The following is a 19,819-nucleotide window of genomic DNA, read 5'->3' on the forward strand; positions in this document are numbered from 1 at the left end:
TCAGCCCGATCCGTCTTCCGCGACCGACCGCTTCGTGCGTCCAGGGTGAAGTCCCGGCTCGGGTATGGACGGCCCTGAGCCCGTTCTCGGGAATGACGTGTTCGGCACCGGGACCACGGCCCTGCAGCGCGTCGAAGCCGCCGTTTCCGAAGTACAGATCAAGGGCGAGCGGTACACGGCCCAGCAGCAGAAGTCCATCAACCGGTAGGACGCCGGCCCCGGACCGACAGGGACGGGCCACAGCAGAGGCCGACTCGCGCGTGCACCAGCTACGGCGTTGACCCGCACGTTCGACTCGGCGAACTCCGCCGCCCAGGTACGGGTCAGCGATTCGAGCGCCGCCTTGGTCGCGCCGTAGACGGCCATGCCCGGCATGCCGAGGCCGGCCGCGGTGGAGCTGATGACGATGCTGCCGCCGCCGGCCGCCGCCATCTTCTCCGCGAACAGCGCGGTGAGCAGGAACGGCGTGCGCACGTTGACGGCGAAGACGGCGTCGCTTTCTGCCCTGCGCTCCCGACTCGGGGCGCTCCTGGCCGCCCCTGGAAAGAGGTCACATCACGGCGTCGGTCTGGAGCGGGCCCGCGGTGATGCGGAGCTCCCGGACGCGAACCGGCTCTTCCTGGTCGAGGTAGAAGATGTGCATGAACGGGGCGCGCACCACCCGGTCCGGCTCGCTCTTCTTGGCCATGGTCGCCTCGCCGCGAAGCAGGCGGACGCCTTCGCCGGCGGCCCAGTACTCCAGGACCTCATGGGTGATGTTCAGCGGTGCGTCGATCTTGACGAAGAACGCCTTGATGGCCTCGACACCGTGAATATGCTCGGTGCCGAAGTACATGTCGGTGTCCTCGGCCAGTGGCGCGAAGCCCTCATCGAAGTTCAGGGTGTCGATGGCATCCATGAACTTCAGGACCCAGTCGGGTACGGGAGTCGCGTGTGCGGTGTCTGTCATGGTGGTGGTCTCCTGATTCGGGCCGCGGCGGGCAGGGCGGCGAGGAACGCGTCGATCTCGGCATTGACGGCCTCGGGGTTCTCACCGGCGAACGCGTCACGCGCGGCCTTGGCGGCCAGCGGCGGCATTTTCGCGTGCAGTGAGAGGTAGGTGGACAGTGCGGTGGCCCAGATGCTCCGCCGACGCGGACGTTGACGAGTCCGAGCGAGGTGGGGGCCGGCTTCTCGGTGAGCCCTCGACCCAGTTGGTGGTCATGATCGGTCCTCTCCGCGGTCAAGGAGGAATAGAGTCTCCAGTAGCGTATTGCTACTAGTATCAAGATGCAACCACTGCCTTCTGTGTCGCATCGAGGTGATCAGCGAGGTCCGTCCTCGGCGGGTACCGGTCGCAGGGCAGATGCCTCGACCGGCCGATGACAGCTGCTGCACGCGAGGTACGGGTTGGTCGGATTCCCGCACTCCGTGTGCACCAGCAGGTGATGTGTGTCGCCGTCCGTCGCGTTGGTCTCGGCCCACCGTGTGATGGTCACAATGGCGGGGACGACGAGTTCGCGGGCGCTGTCGGTGAGCTGGTACTCGTACCACGGCTTGTCCGGCCGGTAGGCGTGCTTGGTGAGCAGGCCCAGTTCGGTGAGGCTGTTGAGCCGCGCGGTGAGGATGTTCGCCGAGATGCCGAGGGCCCGCTTCAGTTCGCCGAACCGGCCGACACCGAAGAACACCTCCCGCAGGATCTGGTAGTTCCAGCGCTCGGAGATCGCGGCCAGGAACTCCTGCCCGTGCTGAAAGGTGACGTGACTCGTGCGTTCGGACACGGCTTCTCCTCGTCGGTCATTCGGTAGTAGTGTTGAATTGCAAGTAGTTCTCCGATGTTACTAGTTGGCAGCCTGTCGGCAGCACGCGAGGTCCTGGCGCGACACGAAGCGGCCACCCTGCCGGGTGCCCGGACCTGTGGGAAAAGATCGACGCCCTGGAAACCGCCGTCCCGGAACTGCGGCGCTTCCTTCTCGACGTCAGGGCGGCCCGTCGGCAGACCGCATGGTCGGCTACCGGAACCCGGCGCTGCTCACCCTGCGAGCAGCCGCAGCACGATGCCACCGACGACGAGATCGCCGACGTCGTCAGCGTGGTCGCCGCCTACGCGGGCGCGCCGCGCACGGTCAATCCCGCCCGGGTCCTCGGCCGCCGACCCGCCGAGCTGCGGGCCACACGCCTGCCCGACATCAGTGGGCGGCGGCCTGGCCCAGGGGCCGGCTCCCGGGTAGGCACGGTCGGCGAGGACTGGTTCGGACCGTCAGCGACGCGGAAGACAGGCCGTCACCGCGGTCGCCCTCTGGCACCGGGCCGTTGCCTTCTTCGCCGCCCACGGCATCACACCGATCCGCCGCTGCCTCACCGACAAGGGCGCGTGCTACCGGTCCGCGACCTGGGCTGACGCGCTCGCCGCGACCGGTACGAACCCCAAGCGGACCAAGCCGTGCACGCCGCGCGCGAACGGGAAGGTGGAGAGGTGTCGCGGGACGCTCTCCCACGAGTGGGCGTACGTCCGCGACTGCACAACCGAGCGTGAACGCCGCGTCGCACCCCCGGAGTTCGTGAATTACTACAACCACGAACGGCCGCCCGCCGCGCTCGGCGGCCGACCGCCCGCGCCTCCCCTGCTGTGTCCTGGCCGAATCGTCCAAGACCGGCGGTGCGGGTCAACGGCGCGGAACGCGCTGACGCGCCGTCAGGGGCGAGCAGGACGCTCGCTCGGGACGAATGGGTGGGGCCGGTCGGGGGCGGTTGTCCATCCGGCTGGCACCCGTACGCGCACGGGCGTATCCCGGATGGCTGAGGGCCCCCGCCTTTCCTAGCCTCGGGGCATGATCCTTCGAACTCCGTGGATATCAGCGGTCGCGCTCGCGCTGGCCGTGTCGACGCTGCCGTCCGCCGCGGCCTCGGCCTCGGCCACGCCACGCCACTCCGCCACGAGTTGGTCCGTGCAGCGTGACGCCGACGCGCTGCGCGACACCGGGGTCACCGGCGTGGCCGTCCGCCTGGAGACCCCGCGCGGGACCGTCACGGCCCGCTCAGGGGTGGGCGACCTGGTCACGCGCCGCCCGGTGCCGAAGGACGGCTACCTGCGTCTGGGCAGTGCCACCAAGACGTATGTCGCCACCGTCCTGCTGCAACTGGTGGGCGAGCAGCGGATCTCCCTCGACCGGACGGTCGAGCAACTGCTGCCCGGGGTTGTGTCCGGAGCCGGAAACGACGGCCGGGCCATCACCGTCCGCGATCTGCTGCAACACACCAGTGGCCTGTACGACTACGTCTACGACGTCTTCCCCGACCCCGGTGCCCAGACCTACTTCGCCGAACGATGGCGCGCCTACCCGCCTGAGGAACTGGTCGCCCTGGCCATGCGCCATGAGCCCGACTTCCCGGCGGGCACGCGCTGGGCGTACTCCAACACGAACTACGTGCTGGCCGGAATGATCATCGAGAAGATCACCGGTCACACCTGGGAACAGCAGGTCCACACCCGTGTCCTGCGCCCACTCGGTCTGCAACACACCGACACCCCCGGCACCCGGCCCTTCCTGCCGCGTCCGCACGCGTCCAACTACCAGCAGTTCACCGCGGACGGCCCGATGGTCGACACCACGATCCCCTACCGTCCCTTCGACAGCGGGGCGGACGGCTCGATGACCGGCACGGCCCGCGACCTCAACCGCTTCTTCACCGCCCTGGTCGACGGACGGCTGCTGAAACCCGCCGAACTCGCCGCCATGCGGACCACCGTCCCGGTGCCGCCGGACAGCGGGCACCCGGCGGGCACCCGGGACGGACTGGGTCTCTTCTTCACCCCGCTGTCCTGCGGCGGCGGATACCTCGGGCACGGCGGAAGCGGGTTCGGATACGTGGTCCGGGCCGCGACCACCACGGACGGACGGCGCAGCATCACCGTCTCCGCGCACAGCCGCGCCGGGGATCCGCGGAGCGCGGCCCGGCAGGAGGACGCGCTGCGCGACCTCGTCGACCACGCCCTCTGCCGCACCGCCTGAACGACGGGGAACCTCCGAGTCGGGTTCCCGCCGTCCCCATCGAGTCAGACGGTGCCGAACAGCAGCTCGGCCAGCGGGTCCTCGCCCAGGAACGCGGCCAGTTGGGCACGGTCCGGTGCGGTGGCCGGGCCGCGGCGGCCCACCGCGTAGGCCGCCGCGGCGTTGGCGCCCCGCGCGGCTGTCAGGGGGTCCTGGCCCTGGGCGAGCAGGGCCAGGAACGACCCCACATGGGCGTCGCCCGCCCCGTTGCTGTCGACCGCCAGTACCGGGAAGCCGGGGACGTGCCGGGCGGGCTCCCCGGGGGCGGCCAGCCAGCAGCCGTCCTTGTCGGCCCGTACGATCACCCCCGCGCCCGGCGCCAGCCGGTCCCGCAGTGCCGTCGTGGCCGCCGCCGGGTCACCGTGGCCGGACAGCAGCCGGGCCTCGCGGGCATTGGCGCTGAGCCAGTCCGTACGGGCCAGTACCGGTGCCAGGACCGCGTCGGGAATGTCGGCGACCAGCGGAGCCGGGTCGAGACAGACCGTGACGTCCGGGCCCAGCGCGGCCGTGAAGCGGGACAACAGGGGGCCGCTGCCCGGAATCGCCAGGCCGTATCCGGAGAGCTGCACCAGGTCTCCCGGCCGCAGACGGTCGGCGACGGCCGCGGTGTCCGCCTCCGTGAGGTGCGCCTCGACACCGAAACTCGTGATGAAGGTACGTTCGCCGCCCGCGTCGATCAGGGCGACGGTGAAGCCGGTGTCCCCGTCGGCGCGGGCCGGCAGAAAGGCGCTGACACCTTCGGAGGTGAGTGCCTCGCGGACGAGGTCGCCGTAAGGGCCGGTGCCGTGGAGTCCGGCGAAGACCGCCTCCGTACCGAGACGCCGGGCGGCGGCGAGGGTGTTGAAGCCGCCGCCGGCGGTCAGCCGGGTTCGCGAGCCGATGACGTCCGCGCCCCGTTCGGGCAGCGCGGGGACCTCGATGACCAGGTCGGCGATGACGTTGCCCGCGAGGACCACACGGCGGCTCATCGGCCGGCCTCGTTCAGGGCGGACACGGCCGGGGCGTTGCGCGGGCTTTGGTCCAGGCGGCCGAGGAGCGCGTACACACCGGCGCCGACGGCCATCGAGATCGCCCAGCCCAGACCGTTCACACCGAGCCAGGTGCCGGCGAGGGGGCCGGAGAACCACACGTCCTTCTCGCTCGTCCCCGCCTCGGTGAAGAGCAGACCGGCCACGATGGCCACGGTCCAGCCGGTGACGGCCGGCAGATGGAAGCCGCCCGTGTACCAGTACCGGCTGCCCCGTGTGGTGTCCATCAGCGCCGCGGCGTCGTAGTCACGGCCACGCAGGGAGTCCATCGCGACCACCCCGATCCACGCGGAGACGGGCACGGCCAGAAGCGTCAGGAAGGTGGTGAAGGGGCCGTAGAAGTCCTTCGCGATCAGCATGAAGTACAGACCGCCGGCGAACATCAGCACGACATCGATGGCCACGGCCACCGGACGCGGCACCCGCAGGCCCAGCGTGATCATGGTCAGACCGGCGGAGTAGGTGGAGAGGTGGTTCGACATCAGCAGGCCGCCGAAAGCCGCGACGAGATACGGGACGGCCATCCAGGACGGCAGCATGGCGTTGATGGCCGCGACCGGGTCGGACGCGGTGGCGAGCGCCGGGTCACCGGCCGAGAGCAGCGATCCGAGCGAGATCAGCAGTACGAGAGGGACGCCCGCGCCGAACGCGGAGGCCACGACGAGGCGCCGCCCCGGGATCTCGCGCGGCAGATAGCGCGCGTAGTCGGCGCCCGCGTTCGCCCAGCCGATACCGGTGCCCGCGGCGATGAAGCCGATGCCCGCCACCACTCCGGTGGCCGGTCCCGCCGGTGCGTCCAGCACCTTCGTCCAGTCGACCGTCGCGACCAGGAAACCCATCACGATCAGATTGAGGACCCCGAAGACGACGGTCGCCCACTTGTTGATCCACATGATGGTGGCGTGCCCGAGACCGCTGATCAGCAGCGTGCAGACGATGAAGACCAGCAGACAGACCAGGGTGAGCACGGTGTTCCGGCCGACGCCGAACGCGATCGCCAGCAGCGCCAGCAGGGCGTAGGCCGCGGTGGTCGTCGTGATCGTCTCCCAGCCGATCCTGCTCAGCCAACTGATCAAGGTCGGGCCGGCGTTGCCGCGCTGCCCGAAGACCGCGCGGGAGAGGGTGAGAGCGGGCGCCCCGCCCTTCTTGCCCGCCAGGCTCAGCGCGCCGACCAGCGCGAAGGAGCCGAACGAGCCGACCAGGGCGACCAACGCCGCCTGCCAGATGTTCAGCCCACGGAAGGCGACGAGCGTGGCACCGAGCGGAAGCCCGAGGATGCTGATGTTGGCGGCGAACCAGGTCCAGAACATCTGACCCGCGTGGCCGTGTCGTTCGGCATCCGGGACCGGTTCGATCCCTCGGGTTTCCACGGAACCGACAACGTCGTGGGTTCTCGAAACGGTCATCACGGACTTCCTTGCGTGGTGCGAAGAGACGTGTGGGGCGGGTGCGTGCGGTGGACACCCGGAGGCCGACCCGTGGGAACGGGTGGGCGCTGACCGGGCGTGTGCTGACCCGGTGTGCGGTGGCCGGACGCGTGGTTGTCCGGCGTGCGGCTGCCGGGTGTGCGGCTCAGGCGGCCGGCGCGGGCGCGGGGCCGGATTCGCGGAGACCGAGGAGGCGTACCGTCAGCGGCTCCAGTTCGAGTGCGTTGACGGTACGGAGGGTCCGTACGGCCTCGGCGGGCAGCGCCGAGAGCCCGGCGACCGAGCCCGCGACCGCTCCGGCGATGGCGCCGATGGTGTCGCTGTCGCCGCCCAGACTGGCGGCCAGCAGCGCACTGCGCCACGGGTCCCCGCCGGCCACCGCGAGCACGGCGAACGCCGCGGGTACCGACTCCTGGCTGGCGACGCTGGTGCCTACCAGCGCGCAGATCCGGTCCAGGGCCTCGGCCTGCGGCAGGCCCTCCACCAGATGCCACGCCCACTCGATCCGGGCCGCGATGTCCGCCCCGGCGATCCAGTGCCCGCGCCGGGCGCCGGCCCGCGCCGCGGTGACGGCCGCGGCGACGGCCTGGTCCAGGGTGCCCCCGCCGACCCCGGTGCTCACCGCGGCGGCGACGGCCGCGGCTCCCGCGATGCCCACCGTCGTGTCATGGGTGACCTGGCAGGACTCCACGACCCGGTCGAGGAAGCCGGCCGACGGCTCGGCCGCGAAGGCGATGCCGACCGGGGTGACGCGCATCGCGGCGCCGTTGGTGGAGCCGTACCTGCCGGCCTCCGCGGCCGGTACGCCCCGGGCGACGGCGTCCAGGGCGGCCTTGGTGGACGGGCCGAGGAGGTCGAAGGACCCCTTGGCCTTCATCTCCTTCTCCCAGGCGAGGAGTTCGTGGGCGAGGCGGAGCGGATCGATCCTGCCGCGCCCCTCGGCGAGGAGCTTTCCGACGATGACCGCCTGGTCGGTGTCGTCGGTGACCGATCCGGCGGGCATGCCCGCGCTGACCGGGTTGTCGGGCAGGGCGGGTTCGAAGCCGGTGACGGTTCCGTAGACCCGTACGACGTCCTCCCGGGACATGACCTGGGTGGGCATGCCCAGCGCGTCGCCGAGGGCGAGTCCGTAGTAGGCGCCCAGGGCGCGGTCGAGCTGATCATTCACGAGTGGCCTCCTCGGCCCGAGCGGACGTGCAGTTGGAACCGGACCGGGTCGAGCAGGCTGGTGACCTGCTCGACGACCGAGCCGTCGGCGGCCCGGTACACCTGGGCCAGGTGGAGGAACGATTCGCCGGGGGAACGGTTCAGCAGGGCGGCCTCCGCCGCGTCGAGCCCCCGGACCGAGACCAGTCCCTCGCCGGAGTCGGTGATCCGGCCCGCGGCGACGAGCGCCGTGCTCAGCGAGCCGCCGCCGAGACCGCGCCGCGCGAGACCGGCCAGCTCGCCGACCGCGGGGACCCTGCTGCGTTCGTACGAGACGCCCCGGCCGTCGGAGAGGCGCCTGACCCGGTCGAGCGCGATGAAGGCACTCGACTCCAGGGCCAGTTCCCCGGCCAGTTCCCGGTCGGTCACCTCCTCGAAGCGCAGGATCTCGACGGGCAGCTCGATGCCCTGCTCGGCGAGCGCCTGGGCCCAGCCGAGGCGGTTGTCCAGGGGCGTACCGTCGAAGGTGACGAAGGAGCCGATTCCGGCGTGGGTGGAGATCAGCCCCTGCTCGCCGAGGACCTGCAATGCCTGCCGCAGCGTGGTGCGGCTGACGCCGAACCGCTGGGTGAGGGCGTGCTCCCCGGGCAGTCTGACGCCGTCCGAGTGCACGCCGGAGCGGATCTCGTCGGCGAGAACGCGGGCGATTCGATGATGCTTCTGTACCTGTCCAGGCATGTCCAGAACGTACGCGGACCTTCCCCCGCAGGTCCATGGCCGTGACCGAATCTTTGCGTACGGCGTTGGCGGGCCGACGTCGGCGCAGCGGCGTCGGGGCGGGCCGTGCGCCGGCCCCGACACCCGCTCACACGAGGGTGCGGGAGCGCGGCGCCGTCACGGCCCGGTGCACGGTCTCCGGATGTCCGAACAGCCCGGGAAGCCCGCCGGTGTGGCGAAACACACTGCGCTGACCTGGGCAGATGTCCCGATCCCGGACAGCGGCGAAGAGTCCGGCCATCGCGCGCCCGCTGTGGACGATGCCCTCGGCGGCCGCGGTCGTCCTCATCGCCTCCAGGGCGGGTTCATGCTCTGGCCGCCGTCGACCTAAGCGTCCGACACGTACGCCGAAGAACCGCCTCCGCTGATGCGGAGGCGGTTCCGCGTGTCTGTCCCGATGTCTGGATCCCACCCCCGTGACGGATCCCTTACATCGCTCCATCGCTACATCGCTGCGGCGCTCACCAGAGTGCCGGGCAGCTCCTCGGCTTGTCGTTGGCGCACAGTCCCCGCCTGCTTAGCGCAGCGTCCCAGCCCTGACCGGGTCGCCGACGGCTCCCGTTCGACGGAGCTCGCTCGGCGGAATGCCGTAGAGGGTGCGGAACGCGCGCGTGAAGTCGGCCGGGCGCGGAAAACCCCAGCGAGCGGCGACGGCATGGATCGGCATGGTGCGCAGAGTGGGGTCGGCCAGGTCACGCCGGGCGTTCTTGAGCCGCTGCTCCCGGATGTACGCGCCCACACTGAGGCCATCGGCCTGGAAGAGGCGGTACAGGTGGCTGCGCGAGATGTGGTGTGCTGCGGCGATCTGGTCGGGTGTCAGCTCCGGGTCTCCCAGATGCCGGCGGATGAATGCCTTGATACGCAGGACCAGGGTCCGACTGCGGGTCTCCGGGGGCATCAGGAGATCGGCGTCCAGAATGTGCGCGAAGACCGCGGTCACCAGATCGGCGACGACGGTTCCCAGCAGGGACGCGTCCTGTGGCTGATACGTGTCGGTGTCCGAGACGAACTGGGCGAGGAACTGCGACAACAGCGCGCCGACCCCCGCTCGGCCCGACACAGGGTGCCCGACCACCTGTTCGGCCCGCCGCCCGGGCAGCGCCACCAATGCCCGGGGGACCTCGACTCCGACGATGGTGACCGGTTCGGATCCGGTGAGTATCTCGTACGACCGTGAGGAGCTGTTGATGTGGATGTCGCTGTTCCGGTAGGTGGTCTCCTGCTTGTCCCAGGTCGCGCCGGCCTGCCCTTGCAGGAGCAGGGAGAGGTGGTAGACCTCGGGATCGGACTGGCGCACGAGCTTCGGTGTCCGGCGGAAGGCCAGGGAATCGAAGGTCGCCGGCCACACCGCCACATCGCCGAGTTCGATCAGGCGCTGGTGTGCGTGGTAGTCCGCCGCACGGTCACTGGACAGGTGCAGGGGAGCGTGTGTCCGGCCCATGCGCTGTGTCCACGCCTCGAAGCGGTCCTCCGTAGGCAGATCCATGGTGCGGAATACCGACTCGTGCAGCATTACGGCAGTCAATCACAGCGGACAGGGCGGCTTGGGTGAAGGAATCGAGGAGAGCGATCCAGTGCCTGCTGACCTGTGGAGGGGAGCCGCACCGACCCAGTGGTGATAAGCGTCCATGTCGACATTGCTGCCGCACACGATGACGACGACATGCCGGCCGGCGAAACGGTCACGGTCTTCGATGATCGCCGCGATGCCGAGCGCGGCCGACGGTTCGACGACGAGGCCGGCGTGGTCGAGGAGCATCCTCATACCGGCGGTGATCGACGCCTCCCGGACCAGGACGGCGTCGTCGGCGACCAGGAGGAGGTCGTCCAGGACGGCCGGGACGGGACGCCGGCCGGCCACGCCGTCGGCGATGGTGTCGGTCGAGTCGGTGGTGACGACACGCCGCTGGCGCCACGAGTGTGTCATCGCCGGTGCGCCCAGCGGCTGGACGCAGATCACCTCGACTCCGGGTGCCCGTGCCTTCACCACATGACCCACGCCGGTGGCCAGCGCCCCGCCACCGAGAGCTATCAGGACGGCGTCGAACGACGGCACCGTGTCCACCAGTTCCAGGCCGATGGTCGCCGCGCCCTCGCAGGTCTCGATGTCCAGGCTGTCCTCGACCAGCCGGATGCCGTCGTACCGCGCGATGGCCGCCGCCCGCTCGCGAGCCATCTCGTGGTCGCCGTCCACCAGCTCCAACCCGGCGCCCAACGCGCGGATGCGATCAAGCTTGGCCCGGGTCGCGGAGCGGGAGGCCACGACGGTGACGTCGAGCCCCCGGGCGCGGCCGGACCACGCGAGGGCCTGGCCCAGGTTGCCCGCGCTGGCGCACACCACGGCCGGCGAGCCATGGCGGGCGAGCAGACTCGTGACCACCTCGGTGCCGCGGGCCTTGAAGCTGCGGACCGGGTTCGCCGTTTCGAGCTTGATGCTCACCGCGCACCCGAGCTCGGGCTCCAGCGCCTCGCAGCGGTACAGCGGTGTGTCGAGAAAGACCGGGTCGATGACCCGGCGGGCCGCCCGGATCCGAGCGGTGTCGAGGCGCGTCTCCTGCACGGCACAGCAGCGTAGTGCCGTGCGCGCCGCTCCATCGAGTAATGGTCAATTCCCGCTGCCCCAGGTGGGATTCAGCCGGATGGGGAGCACCGTTCTACTCCCGGCGCGCCTGCCCCTGTACTCTCACCCGTAGCCATTAGCACACAATTCCCCCACCCAGGTTGCGCGCTGGCGCGGGCGACACCCACACCACTCTGCCCCACGCAGCCGGGTTCCCCATTCGCCGCCTCCAGGAGGGTCACGGTGAAAATTCGCACCAGAAGCTCGGCGATCATCGGCACCATCTGCCTCATTGCCTCCCTCGCTCTGACCACGGCCTCCGCCGACGAGCGGGCAGCCCCACGCGATGCGGCGGAGGTCGTGCTGAAGGAAGTGGCCACGGCCCAGAACCCCATCGCCGGTGCCGCCGGACCCGGCGACACGGTCTGGATAGCCGAACGCGCGGGCACCGTAAGGGTTCTGGACGATCAGGGGCTCGGCGAGCCCGTCCTCGACATATCCGGCGAGACCACCACCGACGGTGAACGCGGCCTGCTGGGAATCGCGTTCGACAAGGAGCTCGCGCACTTCTACATCTCGTTCACGAACCTCGAAGGCACCAGCACCGTGGACGAGTTCGCCGTGCGGGACGGCGAACTCCAGCCGGACACCCGGCGCACCGTCCTCACCCAGACGCAGCCGTACGCCAACCACAACGGCGGCGACATCCAGTTCGGCCCCGACGGCTACCTCTACATCGCGTTCGGCGACGGCGGCTCGGGCGGCGACCCGCACGACAACGGGCAGAACCTCGACACGCTGCTCGGCAAGATGCTGCGCATCGACCCGAGCGGCGGCGAGCCGTACGCGATTCCGCCGGACAACCCCTTCGTGGGCGTCCCGAACGCGAAGGGCGAGATCTGGGCGTACGGGCTGCGCAACCCGTGGCGCTTCTCCTTCGACGCGGGTACGGGGGACCTGCTGATCGGCGACGTGGGCCAGAGCGCCTGGGAGGAGATCGACTGGGCCCCGGCGGACAGCAAGGGCGGCGAGAACTACGGCTGGTCCGAGATGGAGGGCAACCACTCCTTCCGGGGCGGCACGGAGCCCGCGAACCACGTGCCGCCGGTCCACGAGTACGACCGTAACGGGCTGGGCTGCTCGGTGACCGGCGGCTATGTCTACCGCGGCGACGCGATCCCGGACCTCACGGCGCAGTACGTGTTCAGCGACTACTGCGACGGCACCGTCCGCGCTCTGCGGATGGAGAACGGCAAGGTGACCGGCGAGAGCGACCTCGGGGTCAACGCCGGCCAGGTCATCTCGTTCGTGCAGGGAGGCGACGGCGAGCTGTACCTGCTCGACATCGGCGGCCGCGTCTCCCGCATCGACCCGGCGTAGCGCGGAGGTAGCACGGAGGGGGCCTTTCGGGCCGGTGCGGGCAGCGCCATGCGTACCGAACCCGGAAGGCCCTCACCCGTTCAAGCCGCACGGACACGCCCGTCAAGGGCTACGTCGCAAGTCAGGGGGCGGGTTCCATCGAGGATGCGGCCGTCTGCTCGTCGTGCTCACGCGGCATGCGCATGACGGTGGCGGGCGACGGGTGTTGGCCCTTTTTCGAGGAGCGGATCTCCCCGGCGAGCTTCACCGCGGCCTCCAGCTCTGGGCGCCCGGTGGCGCGGGTGGGGATCTTCTCCGAGAAGACCCGCGTCATTCCGGCCTCGGAGAGGGAGTCGAGCTGCGCGTCCAGAGACTGCCGGGCGGTCGAGGCGCGGGCACGGCCGAAGCGGACGTGCCCGACCGGCTTGGCGCCGGCGCTCGCAGGCCGGGGCGCTTGAAGACGTCGCTCACGCCCCAGGCCGTTTCATGAGGGTGTTTCATGAGCGGCCAGCTATACGACAGCCGCCCGGGACCCAGGACCCAGCGGCCCAGATCACGGACTGTCAAGACTTCTGACAAGAAGATCGGTTTCTTACTCCGTTCCTACCGGGACCCCGGGTCGGCCGAGCCGGTGGTCGAGTGCGGCACCGACATCGGGGCAGTTCGTGCGGATGACGTCGAGGAAGGCGTTCAGTGCCGGGGAACGGTCCCGGGCGCTGAAGGACAGGACCAGATCGGGCAGAGGAGTGCGCGGGGTCACCTCGCAGAACCACGTGCCCCGTCGTGGGGCCGCCAGCATGCGGGAGGGCCCCAGGCCGACGCCCACCCCGCAGGCGGCGAGACCGATGATCGTGTGGATGTCCCTCGCGACGGTCGCGCCGGAGAGCGCTGGGGAGTCCTGCCCCATCAGGGTCCGCAGCCCGGTGGCGACTGCGGGCTCATCCTCGCCCGGCGCTACGATCAGCGGCTGTCGCCGCAGCCGGTCCACGTCCACCGACGGCTGCCCCGCGTACGGGTGCGTGCTGCTCACGACCGCGACCAGGTGGTCGTGCCCGATCGGCACCGACACCAGATGCTCGGCCCCGACGCCCCGTGGCCGGCCGAGGCCGATCGCCACGTCCAGTTCGCCGGCGACGAGCGCGGCCGTGCTGCGGCTGGTCGCCATCTCGTGCAGTTCCAACCGCACGTCGGGCCGTTCACGGCCGAACCGGCCAAGGACGTCCGGCAGGGGTTCGAGCAGCGCCGAGGCGATGAAACCCAGGCGCAGTCGGCCCGTCTCGCCGCGCGCTGCCCTGGCCGCGTCGACCGAGGCCGCCCTGATCTCGTCGAGCGCCCTGCGCGCCCGGGAGAGGAAGGCCGCGCCCGCGGCCGTCGGGAACACCCCCTGGCGGGTGCGATCGAACAAGCGGGTGCCCACCTCTCGTTCGAGGTCGGCGATCTGCTTGGACAGCGGAGGCTGCGCGATGCCCAGCGCACCGGCCGCCCGGCCGAAGTGTTCGTGCTCGGCGAGGGCCAATGCGTACCTCAGGTGCCGCGCCTCCATGCCATCCTCCCGCCATATTCCATAAGTATCGCCGACCAGCTTGTCAGATCTTTCACTGGATGACCGGGACCAGGGCGCGTGGAATGCGGTCATGACTGATTCTTCCTCCCCAGGCACCGTCTTCGTCTTCGTGCACGGGGCCTGGCACGGCTCCGGGCAGTGGGCGGCGACGCAGCGCGCACTCGCCGGACTCGGTGCCGCGAGCATGGCCGTCGACCTGCCGGGGCACGGCTTCGACGCACCGCTGCCCAGCGGATACCTACAGCCGGGCCAGCCGGGCCTGCTGACCGAGAAGTCCGCGCTCGCCACCACGACGATGGACGACAGTGCCGAGGCCGTGCTGGACACGCTGCGCCAGGCCCGCCACCACCGTCGTGTCGTGCTCGTCGCACACAGTGCGGGCGGCGGCCCCGCGTCACTGGCTGCCGAGCGGGCACCCGAACTCGTCGACGACATCGTCTACCTCTCGGCTTTCGTGCCCGCCGGACGGCCCCGATTCTTCGACTATCTCGGCTCGCCCGAGAACGCCACGGCACGGGGCCAGAGCCTCAATCTCGGCGACGCCGGGGAACTGGGCGCCGTGCGGATCAACCCGCTCTCACAGGACCCCGCCTACGTCGAGGAATTGCGGCAGACCCACTACCACGACACCCCCCTGGACCGCTTCGACCGCTGGCGCTCGGCACTGAGCCCCGATCTGCCGCTGGCGATCCCCACCACCCCGGTCATCGTGACCCCGGCACGGTGGGGGCGCGTCCCACGGACCTTCCTACGCTGCGCGGACGACCGGGCGCTGCCGACGGCGGTGCAGGATCTGATGATCGCGGAAGCCGACCGGGCCGTGCCCGGCAACCCGTTCACCGTGCGCACCCTCCCGGGCAGCCACAGCCCGTTCGCCGCCCGGCCCCGTGAGCTCGCCGCGGCTCTGCTTCCATGAGCGGCGGACGCCTCGTGCTGCCGGTGGTGCTCAGCGCCACCTTCGTCCAGTTGCTCAACGTCACTGTCGCCCAGGTGGCCGCTCCGGCGATCCAGGCCGGTCTGGGTGCCGGTCCTGGCGCTGTGCAACTGGTCCTCGCCGGATACACCCTGACGTACGCGTGCCTGCTCATCCCCGCCGCGCGGCTGGGCGACCGGTACGGCTACCGTCGGCTGTTCATGGTCGGCACCGTGGTCTTCACCGCAGGCTCGGTGGCCGGAGCATGCGCCCCCGACGCCGCGTCGCTGATCGCGGCCCGGCTGGTGCAGGGCGCGGGCAGTGGCCTGGTCGCCCCCCAGGTCCTGTCGCTCATCCAAGCCGCTACCCCCGCGGCACGCCGGCCGCGTGCCCTGGGTCTGTACGGCGCCACCATGGCCGTCGCGTCGCTGGCCGGGCCACTGATCGGCGGCCTCGTCCTCAGTGCCGATCTCTTCGGCCTCGGCTGGCGGCCGGTGATGCTCCTCACCGTGCCGGTGGCGCTCGCCTCGCTGGCCGGAGCGACCGCGCTGCCCCGCGCCCGCGGGGCGGACGGACTCCGCGTCGACAAGCTGGGGGCGCTGCTGGTCACCGTGGGAGCCGGCGCGTTGGTCATGCCCCTGGCGCTGGGGCGGGAAGCGGGCTGGCCCTGGTGGACATGGGCAGGTTTCGCCGTGGCTGTGGCCGCCCTCGGCCATTTCGTCCGGAGCCTCCCGCACCGAGCGGACCCGCTGATCCATCCCGCGGTGCTGCGTGACCGGTCGGCGCTCAGGGGCACACTGCTGGTGTTCGCGTTCAACACAGGGGTGCCCTCCTTCACCTACCTGCTCTTCCTCCACCTTCAGTCCGCCGTCGGGTACTCGGCGTTGTCAGCCGCACTGACCTCGGCACCGTTCGCCGCCGCCGCGGTTCTGGGCAGCAGAGCCGCACCCGCTCTCACTCGCCGTCACGGACCGACGGTGCTCACCGCCGCGTCGCTGGTGCTGGCCGGGATGTGCCTGGCACTGGCCCCGCTCGTCGGCTCGCCGGCGGGACGCCAGGCGGCACTGCCCGTGCTGGCCATCGGCGGAGCCGCGTTCGGCGCCTTCACCGCGTCGGTGTTCACCCTGGTCCTGGCCGAGGTACACGGCCCCGCCGCCGGTTCGGTCTCCGGGCTGCTGCCCACAGCACAGCAGCTCGGCGGATCCATCGGAGTGACCGCGGCCGGCCTCGCCTACTACGCCCCTGCCTCCGACGCGGACACCGCGTTCCGGCACGCCATGCTCTACCAGGTCGCCGCCTTCACGATCACCGCGCTGATCAGCCTCCGGCTCCGCGACCGGCCTGGCCCCAAGGCTCCGAGCAGCCACAGCAGCCACAGCAGCCACAGCAGTCACGGGAGAGGGGCACGTATGTAGAGCACGGTGCTGGACGGCGCAATACGTCGCCCGACCCGCTCGCCGAGCTCTGGACCAGATCCGCCGGGGTGGTTCCCGACCGGGAATCACCCCGCGTCCAACGTCCCCCGCAGAAGACGGCCGAGCCGCCGCTGATGGCACTCGTTGCAGCGGTGCGAAGAGTCAACCGGGATGCCGCCGGGCTGGGAACGCCGAAGTAGCGGATCAGCTCGTCCTTGCCGGTCGCGGGGAAGGACCGTAACCCCTCCAGCTCCTCCGCGTCACCGGCCCTGCGCGATCGGTGAGGTTTCGGCGCATGAACCGGACCGCGCGGAGGTAGGGATCTCGGCTGATGAGCAGGGCCCGGTGGGGGCGACCCGAAGGAGAGGTCTGGGCGATGGCGTTGATCATCAGCGGTGGGTGTGCCGACCGGGGCCGGGACACCGGGTGAACGCGCCGGATCCGTACGGGGCCACGGCGGTTCCGGGCCAGGAGGCCGAGCGGTTCGTGGCGGCCTCGGCCGTGCTGACGGGGTTCGACGCCGCCGAACTCGCCGCGACCGGCATGGCCGAGATCTACCGGGAGTTCGTGACCCGGCGGGTGGCGCCGCCCCTCTACGCAAGGCTGGTGGACCGGCTGGCCGGTGCGACGGCCGATGCCCACACGGCGCTGGGCGGCGATGCGGAGCTGGATGAGCTCGCGCGGGCCGTGTGCCACCTCTGGTACCTGGGGGAGTGGCCGGGGCTGGTGGGCGAGGACGGCGGGGCGGCGCCCTGCCTGGTGTCGGGGCGGGCCTACGCCCGTGGACTGGTCTGGCGCACCTTCGGCGGCCACGCGCCCGGCACGGGACGTCCCGGCTACGGCACCTGGGCCGATTCCCCCGCTGGAGTGACAGGGGGCGGGGGCCGTTGACCGGCGGTGAGGACTTCGACGTGATCGTGGTCGGCGCGGGTGTCGCGGGATCGCTGGTGGCACGGCAGTTGGGGGATCGCGGCTGGCGCGTCCTGGTCCTGGAGGCGGGGCTGGGCGGGGCGCCCGAGGCGGACGCGGAACGGTTCCGGTCCGCGCCGGTGAAGGTCCCCGGCGCCGCGATCGCGGACAATCCCCTGGTGCCGTCACCCGACGTACTGGACCTCGGCGGCCTGGCCGGTGGCGGGTACCGGGCCGACGGACACCTCGTCCAGAACGGCCGACTGCCGTACGCGAGCGGCTATCTCCGGGTGAACGGAGGTACGGGCACCGCGTGGACGGGGCTGGCCCCGCGGATGCATCCGGAGGACTTCCGCACCTCGGACTTCGGGTACGGCCGTGACTGGCCGATCGGTTACGAGGAGCTGGAACCGTACTACCGGGCCGCGGAGCGCGAGTTGGGGGTCGCGGGCGACCCGGAGGAACAGCGCGACCTGGTCGGTCTGCCGCTCGCGGACCGCTACACCTTCGCGCACCGCCCCTTACCCGCGAGCCACCTGGACCGGCTCATGGCCGAGCGGCTCGACGGACGGAAGATCACCGATCCCTCGTATCCGCACCGGGTCGAACTGCGGGTCGTCGGGACGCCCCAGGCCCGCAACAGCGAGACCACCGAGGAGCACGGCGCTGTCTGCGAGGGCAGCGCCAGTTGCATCCCCATCTGCCCCACGGGGGCGAAGTACACCCCGCTGCGGACACAGCGGCGCTGGGGACCGGGCGTCACCCTGCTCACCCGCGCGGTGGCCGGCCGTCTGCTGGCGGACCCGGCCGGCCGGATCACCGGAGTCGAGTACCAGCGCTACGACGACCCCGCCCGGCCCTCCTCGGCCACCGGGCACGTGGCGCGGGGGACCACGGTCGTGCTGGCCGCGCACGCCATCGAGAACGCCCGGCTCCTGCTCTCCTCCGGCCTGGCCAACTCCAGCGACCAGGTGGGCCGGAATCTGATGGACCACCCCGTCCTGCTCACCTGGGGCCTCATGCGGGAGCGGACGGGCCCCTACCGCGGGCCCGGCTCGACCTCCGGTCTGGAGGGATTCCGGTTCGGCCCTGCCCGCACCGCCCGTGCCCCCTTCCGTGTCGAGATCGGCAACTGGGGCTGGACCTGGGCCGTGGGCCCGCCCGGCCACGAAGTCGCCGCCCTCCTGCGCCCGGGGGATCCGGCGGCCACGGGGGCGGAGGAGCAGGGCAGGGGGCTGTTCGGCGCGGAGCTGCGGCAGGCCGTCGGGGACCGGGTCGGGCGGCAGTTCGCCCTGCAGTTCGAGATGGAGCAGAGCGCCGACCCCGCCAACCGTGTGACGCTCGACCCCCACCAGCGTGACCTGCTGGGCCATCCGCGCCCTGTTCTGACCTACGACCTGTCCGACCACGTGAAGAAGGGCATCGTCGCGGCCAAGGCCGTGTCCGACGAGATCTTCGCGCTTCTCGGGGCGGAGGATCACAGCCGGTACGCATCGGGCCCGTCCCAGCCCGGCTGGTTCGAGTACGGCGGCCGGCCCTACGCCTACCGCGGCGCGGGCCACGGCGCCGGCACGCACATCATGGGCGAGCGCCCCGCCGACTCCGTCGTCGACTCCTGGCAGCGCGCCTGGGACCACCCCAACCTCTATGTGGTGGGCTGCGGCAGCATGCCCTCCCTCGGTACGTCCAACCCGACGCTCACCATGGCCGCGATCACCCTGCGCAGCGCCGAGCGGATCCATCGCGACCTGTCCGCGGAGCGCGTCACGATCCGCTCGCAGGCCCCCGGGAACACCCCCGGCCACACCACTCCAGAGGAGACAGCCGCCCCATGACCGACGATCTCTCCCTGCCGCCCGTCGCCGCCCCGTACCAACTGCCCTTCCACTACGGGGCCCTGCACAACATCGGCCTCGACCACCTCGTCGATCCCGCCCCGGTGCACAAGGCGCTGGCCGAACATCATCCGGACCTGAGTGCCGCCGACTTCGACGGCCGGGCCTGCGTCACCCTCAACTACCAGCTCTACTTCGCCCAGTACCCGAACGGCGGCGGCATCACCCAGGAGATCGAGTACAGCATCGTCGCGTACCCCACCGCCGGCGCCGACCGCCTCGCCCGCCTGACGTACGAGGAGTACGCCCACGGCCACGACCAGACCAAGCTGCTCGGCATCGCCCGGCTGCATGTGCTGTGCGACAACCCGCTGGCCATCGAGGCCGGTACGAAGCTCTTCGGAGAGCCGAAGTACCCCGCCTGGTTCGAGACGACCCTGCCCTCGCTCAACGGCCCGGCCGGCGACATCTGGACCGTCGCCTGCAACCAGGCCACACACGCTCCCTCGGCCCCGGCCGTGGACCGCCAGGACCGGCCTCTGTTCTCGTTCCAGGCCGACCTGACCGGGCTGTCCCGTACCCCCGTCAACAACACGCCCATCACCGGGTACGGCACCGACCCCGCCGGCCGGCCACTGGCCGGTCCCATGAACGTCTACCAGCCCTACCAGTACGTTTCCCTGGCCGATGCGCCGGAGCGGGCGGAGCTCACGGTTCACGACCGGACCTCTTCCATCGGCGCCGACCTGACCGCCCACATCGGCACGGCCCCCGCCGCCGGGGTGTGGACGTACCAGTCGGCCCCCGTCGCCGCCCACAACCGCCCCTACTACGTGCCACGCGCGCGCTGAGCCC

Annotated in this window: 20 protein-coding genes and 1 pseudogene; 8 read left to right on the forward strand and 13 right to left on the reverse strand. The window is 71.1% G+C overall.

What is annotated here, in order from left to right:
• The 4 genes and pseudogenes from ACIO3P_RS24900 to ACIO3P_RS24915 form a co-directional block, all read right to left on the reverse strand.
• Positions 1 to 495 (reverse strand): annotated as a pseudogene (locus ACIO3P_RS24900) (SDR family NAD(P)-dependent oxidoreductase); the annotation flags it as partial.
• Positions 496 to 550: 55 nt separating this feature from the next.
• Positions 551 to 949: a nuclear transport factor 2 family protein gene (locus ACIO3P_RS24905; RefSeq protein WP_329825641.1), complete on the reverse strand. Its 399-nt coding sequence runs from the start codon at positions 947 to 949 to the stop codon at positions 551 to 553.
• Positions 946 to 1,077, reverse strand: coding sequence for a hypothetical protein (locus ACIO3P_RS24910; RefSeq protein WP_329825643.1), 132 nt, complete (start codon positions 1,075 to 1,077; stop codon positions 946 to 948). Before ACIO3P_RS24910 ends, ACIO3P_RS24905 begins: the two co-directional genes overlap by 4 nt.
• Positions 1,078 to 1,304: 227 nt before the next feature.
• Entirely contained in the window at positions 1,305 to 1,760 is a 456-nt protein-coding gene (locus ACIO3P_RS24915; protein WP_329825645.1) for a helix-turn-helix domain-containing protein, read from the reverse strand.
• Positions 1,761 to 2,324: 564 nt separating this feature from the next.
• On the opposite strand from ACIO3P_RS24915, the gene ACIO3P_RS24920 reads away from it, so the two are divergent.
• A complete protein-coding gene (locus ACIO3P_RS24920; protein ID WP_401852571.1) occupies positions 2,325 to 2,801 on the forward strand; it encodes an integrase core domain-containing protein in 477 nt (158 codons plus the stop codon).
• 9 nt (positions 2,802 to 2,810) lie between these two features.
• Positions 2,811 to 3,992: a serine hydrolase domain-containing protein gene (locus tag ACIO3P_RS24925; RefSeq protein ID WP_401852333.1), complete on the forward strand. Its 1,182-nt coding sequence runs from the start codon at positions 2,811 to 2,813 to the stop codon at positions 3,990 to 3,992.
• Between the two features lie 44 nt (positions 3,993 to 4,036).
• Here the strand turns inward: ACIO3P_RS24925 and ACIO3P_RS24930 are convergent, their stop codons facing one another.
• The 7 genes from ACIO3P_RS24930 to ACIO3P_RS24960 all read right to left on the reverse strand — a co-directional run bounded on the left by ACIO3P_RS24930 (position 4,037) and on the right by ACIO3P_RS24960 (position 10,969).
• Positions 4,037 to 4,999, reverse strand: coding sequence for a PfkB family carbohydrate kinase (locus ACIO3P_RS24930; RefSeq protein WP_401852335.1), 963 nt, complete (start codon positions 4,997 to 4,999; stop codon positions 4,037 to 4,039).
• On the reverse strand, positions 4,996 to 6,465 hold the full coding sequence (locus tag ACIO3P_RS24935) for a purine-cytosine permease family protein (RefSeq protein ID WP_401852337.1): 1,470 nt from the start codon (positions 6,463 to 6,465) through the stop codon (positions 4,996 to 4,998). The genes ACIO3P_RS24930 and ACIO3P_RS24935 overlap by 4 nt, the downstream gene beginning before the upstream one ends.
• 166 nt (positions 6,466 to 6,631) lie before the next feature.
• On the reverse strand, positions 6,632 to 7,654 hold the full coding sequence (locus tag ACIO3P_RS24940; protein ID WP_401852340.1) for an ADP-ribosylglycohydrolase family protein: 1,023 nt from the start codon (positions 7,652 to 7,654) through the stop codon (positions 6,632 to 6,634).
• Positions 7,651 to 8,370, reverse strand: a complete 720-nt coding sequence (locus tag ACIO3P_RS24945; protein WP_329825651.1) for a GntR family transcriptional regulator — start codon at positions 8,368 to 8,370, stop codon at positions 7,651 to 7,653. The genes ACIO3P_RS24940 and ACIO3P_RS24945 overlap by 4 nt, the downstream gene beginning before the upstream one ends.
• Before the next feature lie 127 nt (positions 8,371 to 8,497).
• Positions 8,498 to 8,698, reverse strand: coding sequence for a hypothetical protein (locus ACIO3P_RS24950; protein WP_401852342.1), 201 nt, complete (start codon positions 8,696 to 8,698; stop codon positions 8,498 to 8,500).
• 228 nt (positions 8,699 to 8,926) lie between these two features.
• Complete coding sequence (locus ACIO3P_RS24955) at positions 8,927 to 9,922, reverse strand: helix-turn-helix domain-containing protein (RefSeq protein ID WP_401852343.1); 996 nt, start codon at positions 9,920 to 9,922, stop codon at positions 8,927 to 8,929.
• Between the two features lie 12 nt (positions 9,923 to 9,934).
• Positions 9,935 to 10,969 (reverse strand): threonine/serine dehydratase, encoded by a 1,035-nt coding sequence (locus ACIO3P_RS24960; protein ID WP_401852345.1) that lies wholly within the window; start codon positions 10,967 to 10,969, stop codon positions 9,935 to 9,937.
• Positions 10,970 to 11,212: 243 nt separating this feature from the next.
• Here ACIO3P_RS24960 and ACIO3P_RS24965 point away from each other — a divergent pair, with 243 nt between their 5' ends.
• On the forward strand, positions 11,213 to 12,349 hold the full coding sequence (locus ACIO3P_RS24965; protein ID WP_329825656.1) for a PQQ-dependent sugar dehydrogenase: 1,137 nt from the start codon (positions 11,213 to 11,215) through the stop codon (positions 12,347 to 12,349).
• A 121-nt stretch (positions 12,350 to 12,470) separates the two neighbouring features.
• On the opposite strand, the gene ACIO3P_RS24970 is transcribed toward ACIO3P_RS24965, so the two are convergent.
• The gene (locus tag ACIO3P_RS24970; protein ID WP_401852347.1) at positions 12,471 to 12,662 is read right to left on the reverse strand and encodes a hypothetical protein; all 192 of its coding nucleotides are present in this window, start codon (positions 12,660 to 12,662) and stop codon (positions 12,471 to 12,473) included.
• 258 nt (positions 12,663 to 12,920) lie between these two features.
• A complete protein-coding gene (locus ACIO3P_RS24975) occupies positions 12,921 to 13,871 on the reverse strand; it encodes a LysR family transcriptional regulator (RefSeq protein ID WP_329825659.1) in 951 nt (316 codons plus the stop codon).
• A gap of 91 nt (positions 13,872 to 13,962) precedes the next feature.
• Between ACIO3P_RS24975 and ACIO3P_RS24980 the strand changes: the two genes are divergently transcribed.
• The 5 genes from ACIO3P_RS24980 to ACIO3P_RS25000 all read left to right on the forward strand — a co-directional run bounded on the left by ACIO3P_RS24980 (position 13,963) and on the right by ACIO3P_RS25000 (position 19,815).
• Entirely contained in the window at positions 13,963 to 14,808 is an 846-nt protein-coding gene (locus ACIO3P_RS24980; RefSeq protein WP_329825660.1) for an alpha/beta fold hydrolase, read from the forward strand.
• Complete coding sequence (locus ACIO3P_RS24985) at positions 14,805 to 16,220, forward strand: MFS transporter (RefSeq protein ID WP_401852350.1); 1,416 nt, start codon at positions 14,805 to 14,807, stop codon at positions 16,218 to 16,220. The genes ACIO3P_RS24980 and ACIO3P_RS24985 overlap by 4 nt, the downstream gene beginning before the upstream one ends.
• A gap of 426 nt (positions 16,221 to 16,646) precedes the next feature.
• Complete coding sequence (locus ACIO3P_RS24990) at positions 16,647 to 17,111, forward strand: hypothetical protein (RefSeq protein ID WP_401852353.1); 465 nt, start codon at positions 16,647 to 16,649, stop codon at positions 17,109 to 17,111.
• Complete coding sequence (locus ACIO3P_RS24995) at positions 17,108 to 18,964, forward strand: GMC family oxidoreductase (RefSeq protein ID WP_401852356.1); 1,857 nt, start codon at positions 17,108 to 17,110, stop codon at positions 18,962 to 18,964. The genes ACIO3P_RS24990 and ACIO3P_RS24995 overlap by 4 nt, the downstream gene beginning before the upstream one ends.
• Positions 18,961 to 19,815: a hypothetical protein gene (locus ACIO3P_RS25000; protein ID WP_329825665.1), complete on the forward strand. Its 855-nt coding sequence runs from the start codon at positions 18,961 to 18,963 to the stop codon at positions 19,813 to 19,815. The genes ACIO3P_RS24995 and ACIO3P_RS25000 overlap by 4 nt, the downstream gene beginning before the upstream one ends.
• The last annotated feature ends 4 nt before the right edge of the window (positions 19,816 to 19,819 follow it).

This window comes from Streptomyces sp. NPDC087310 (genome assembly GCF_044744405.1).
Taxonomy (GTDB): domain Bacteria; phylum Actinomycetota; class Actinomycetes; order Streptomycetales; family Streptomycetaceae; genus Streptomyces.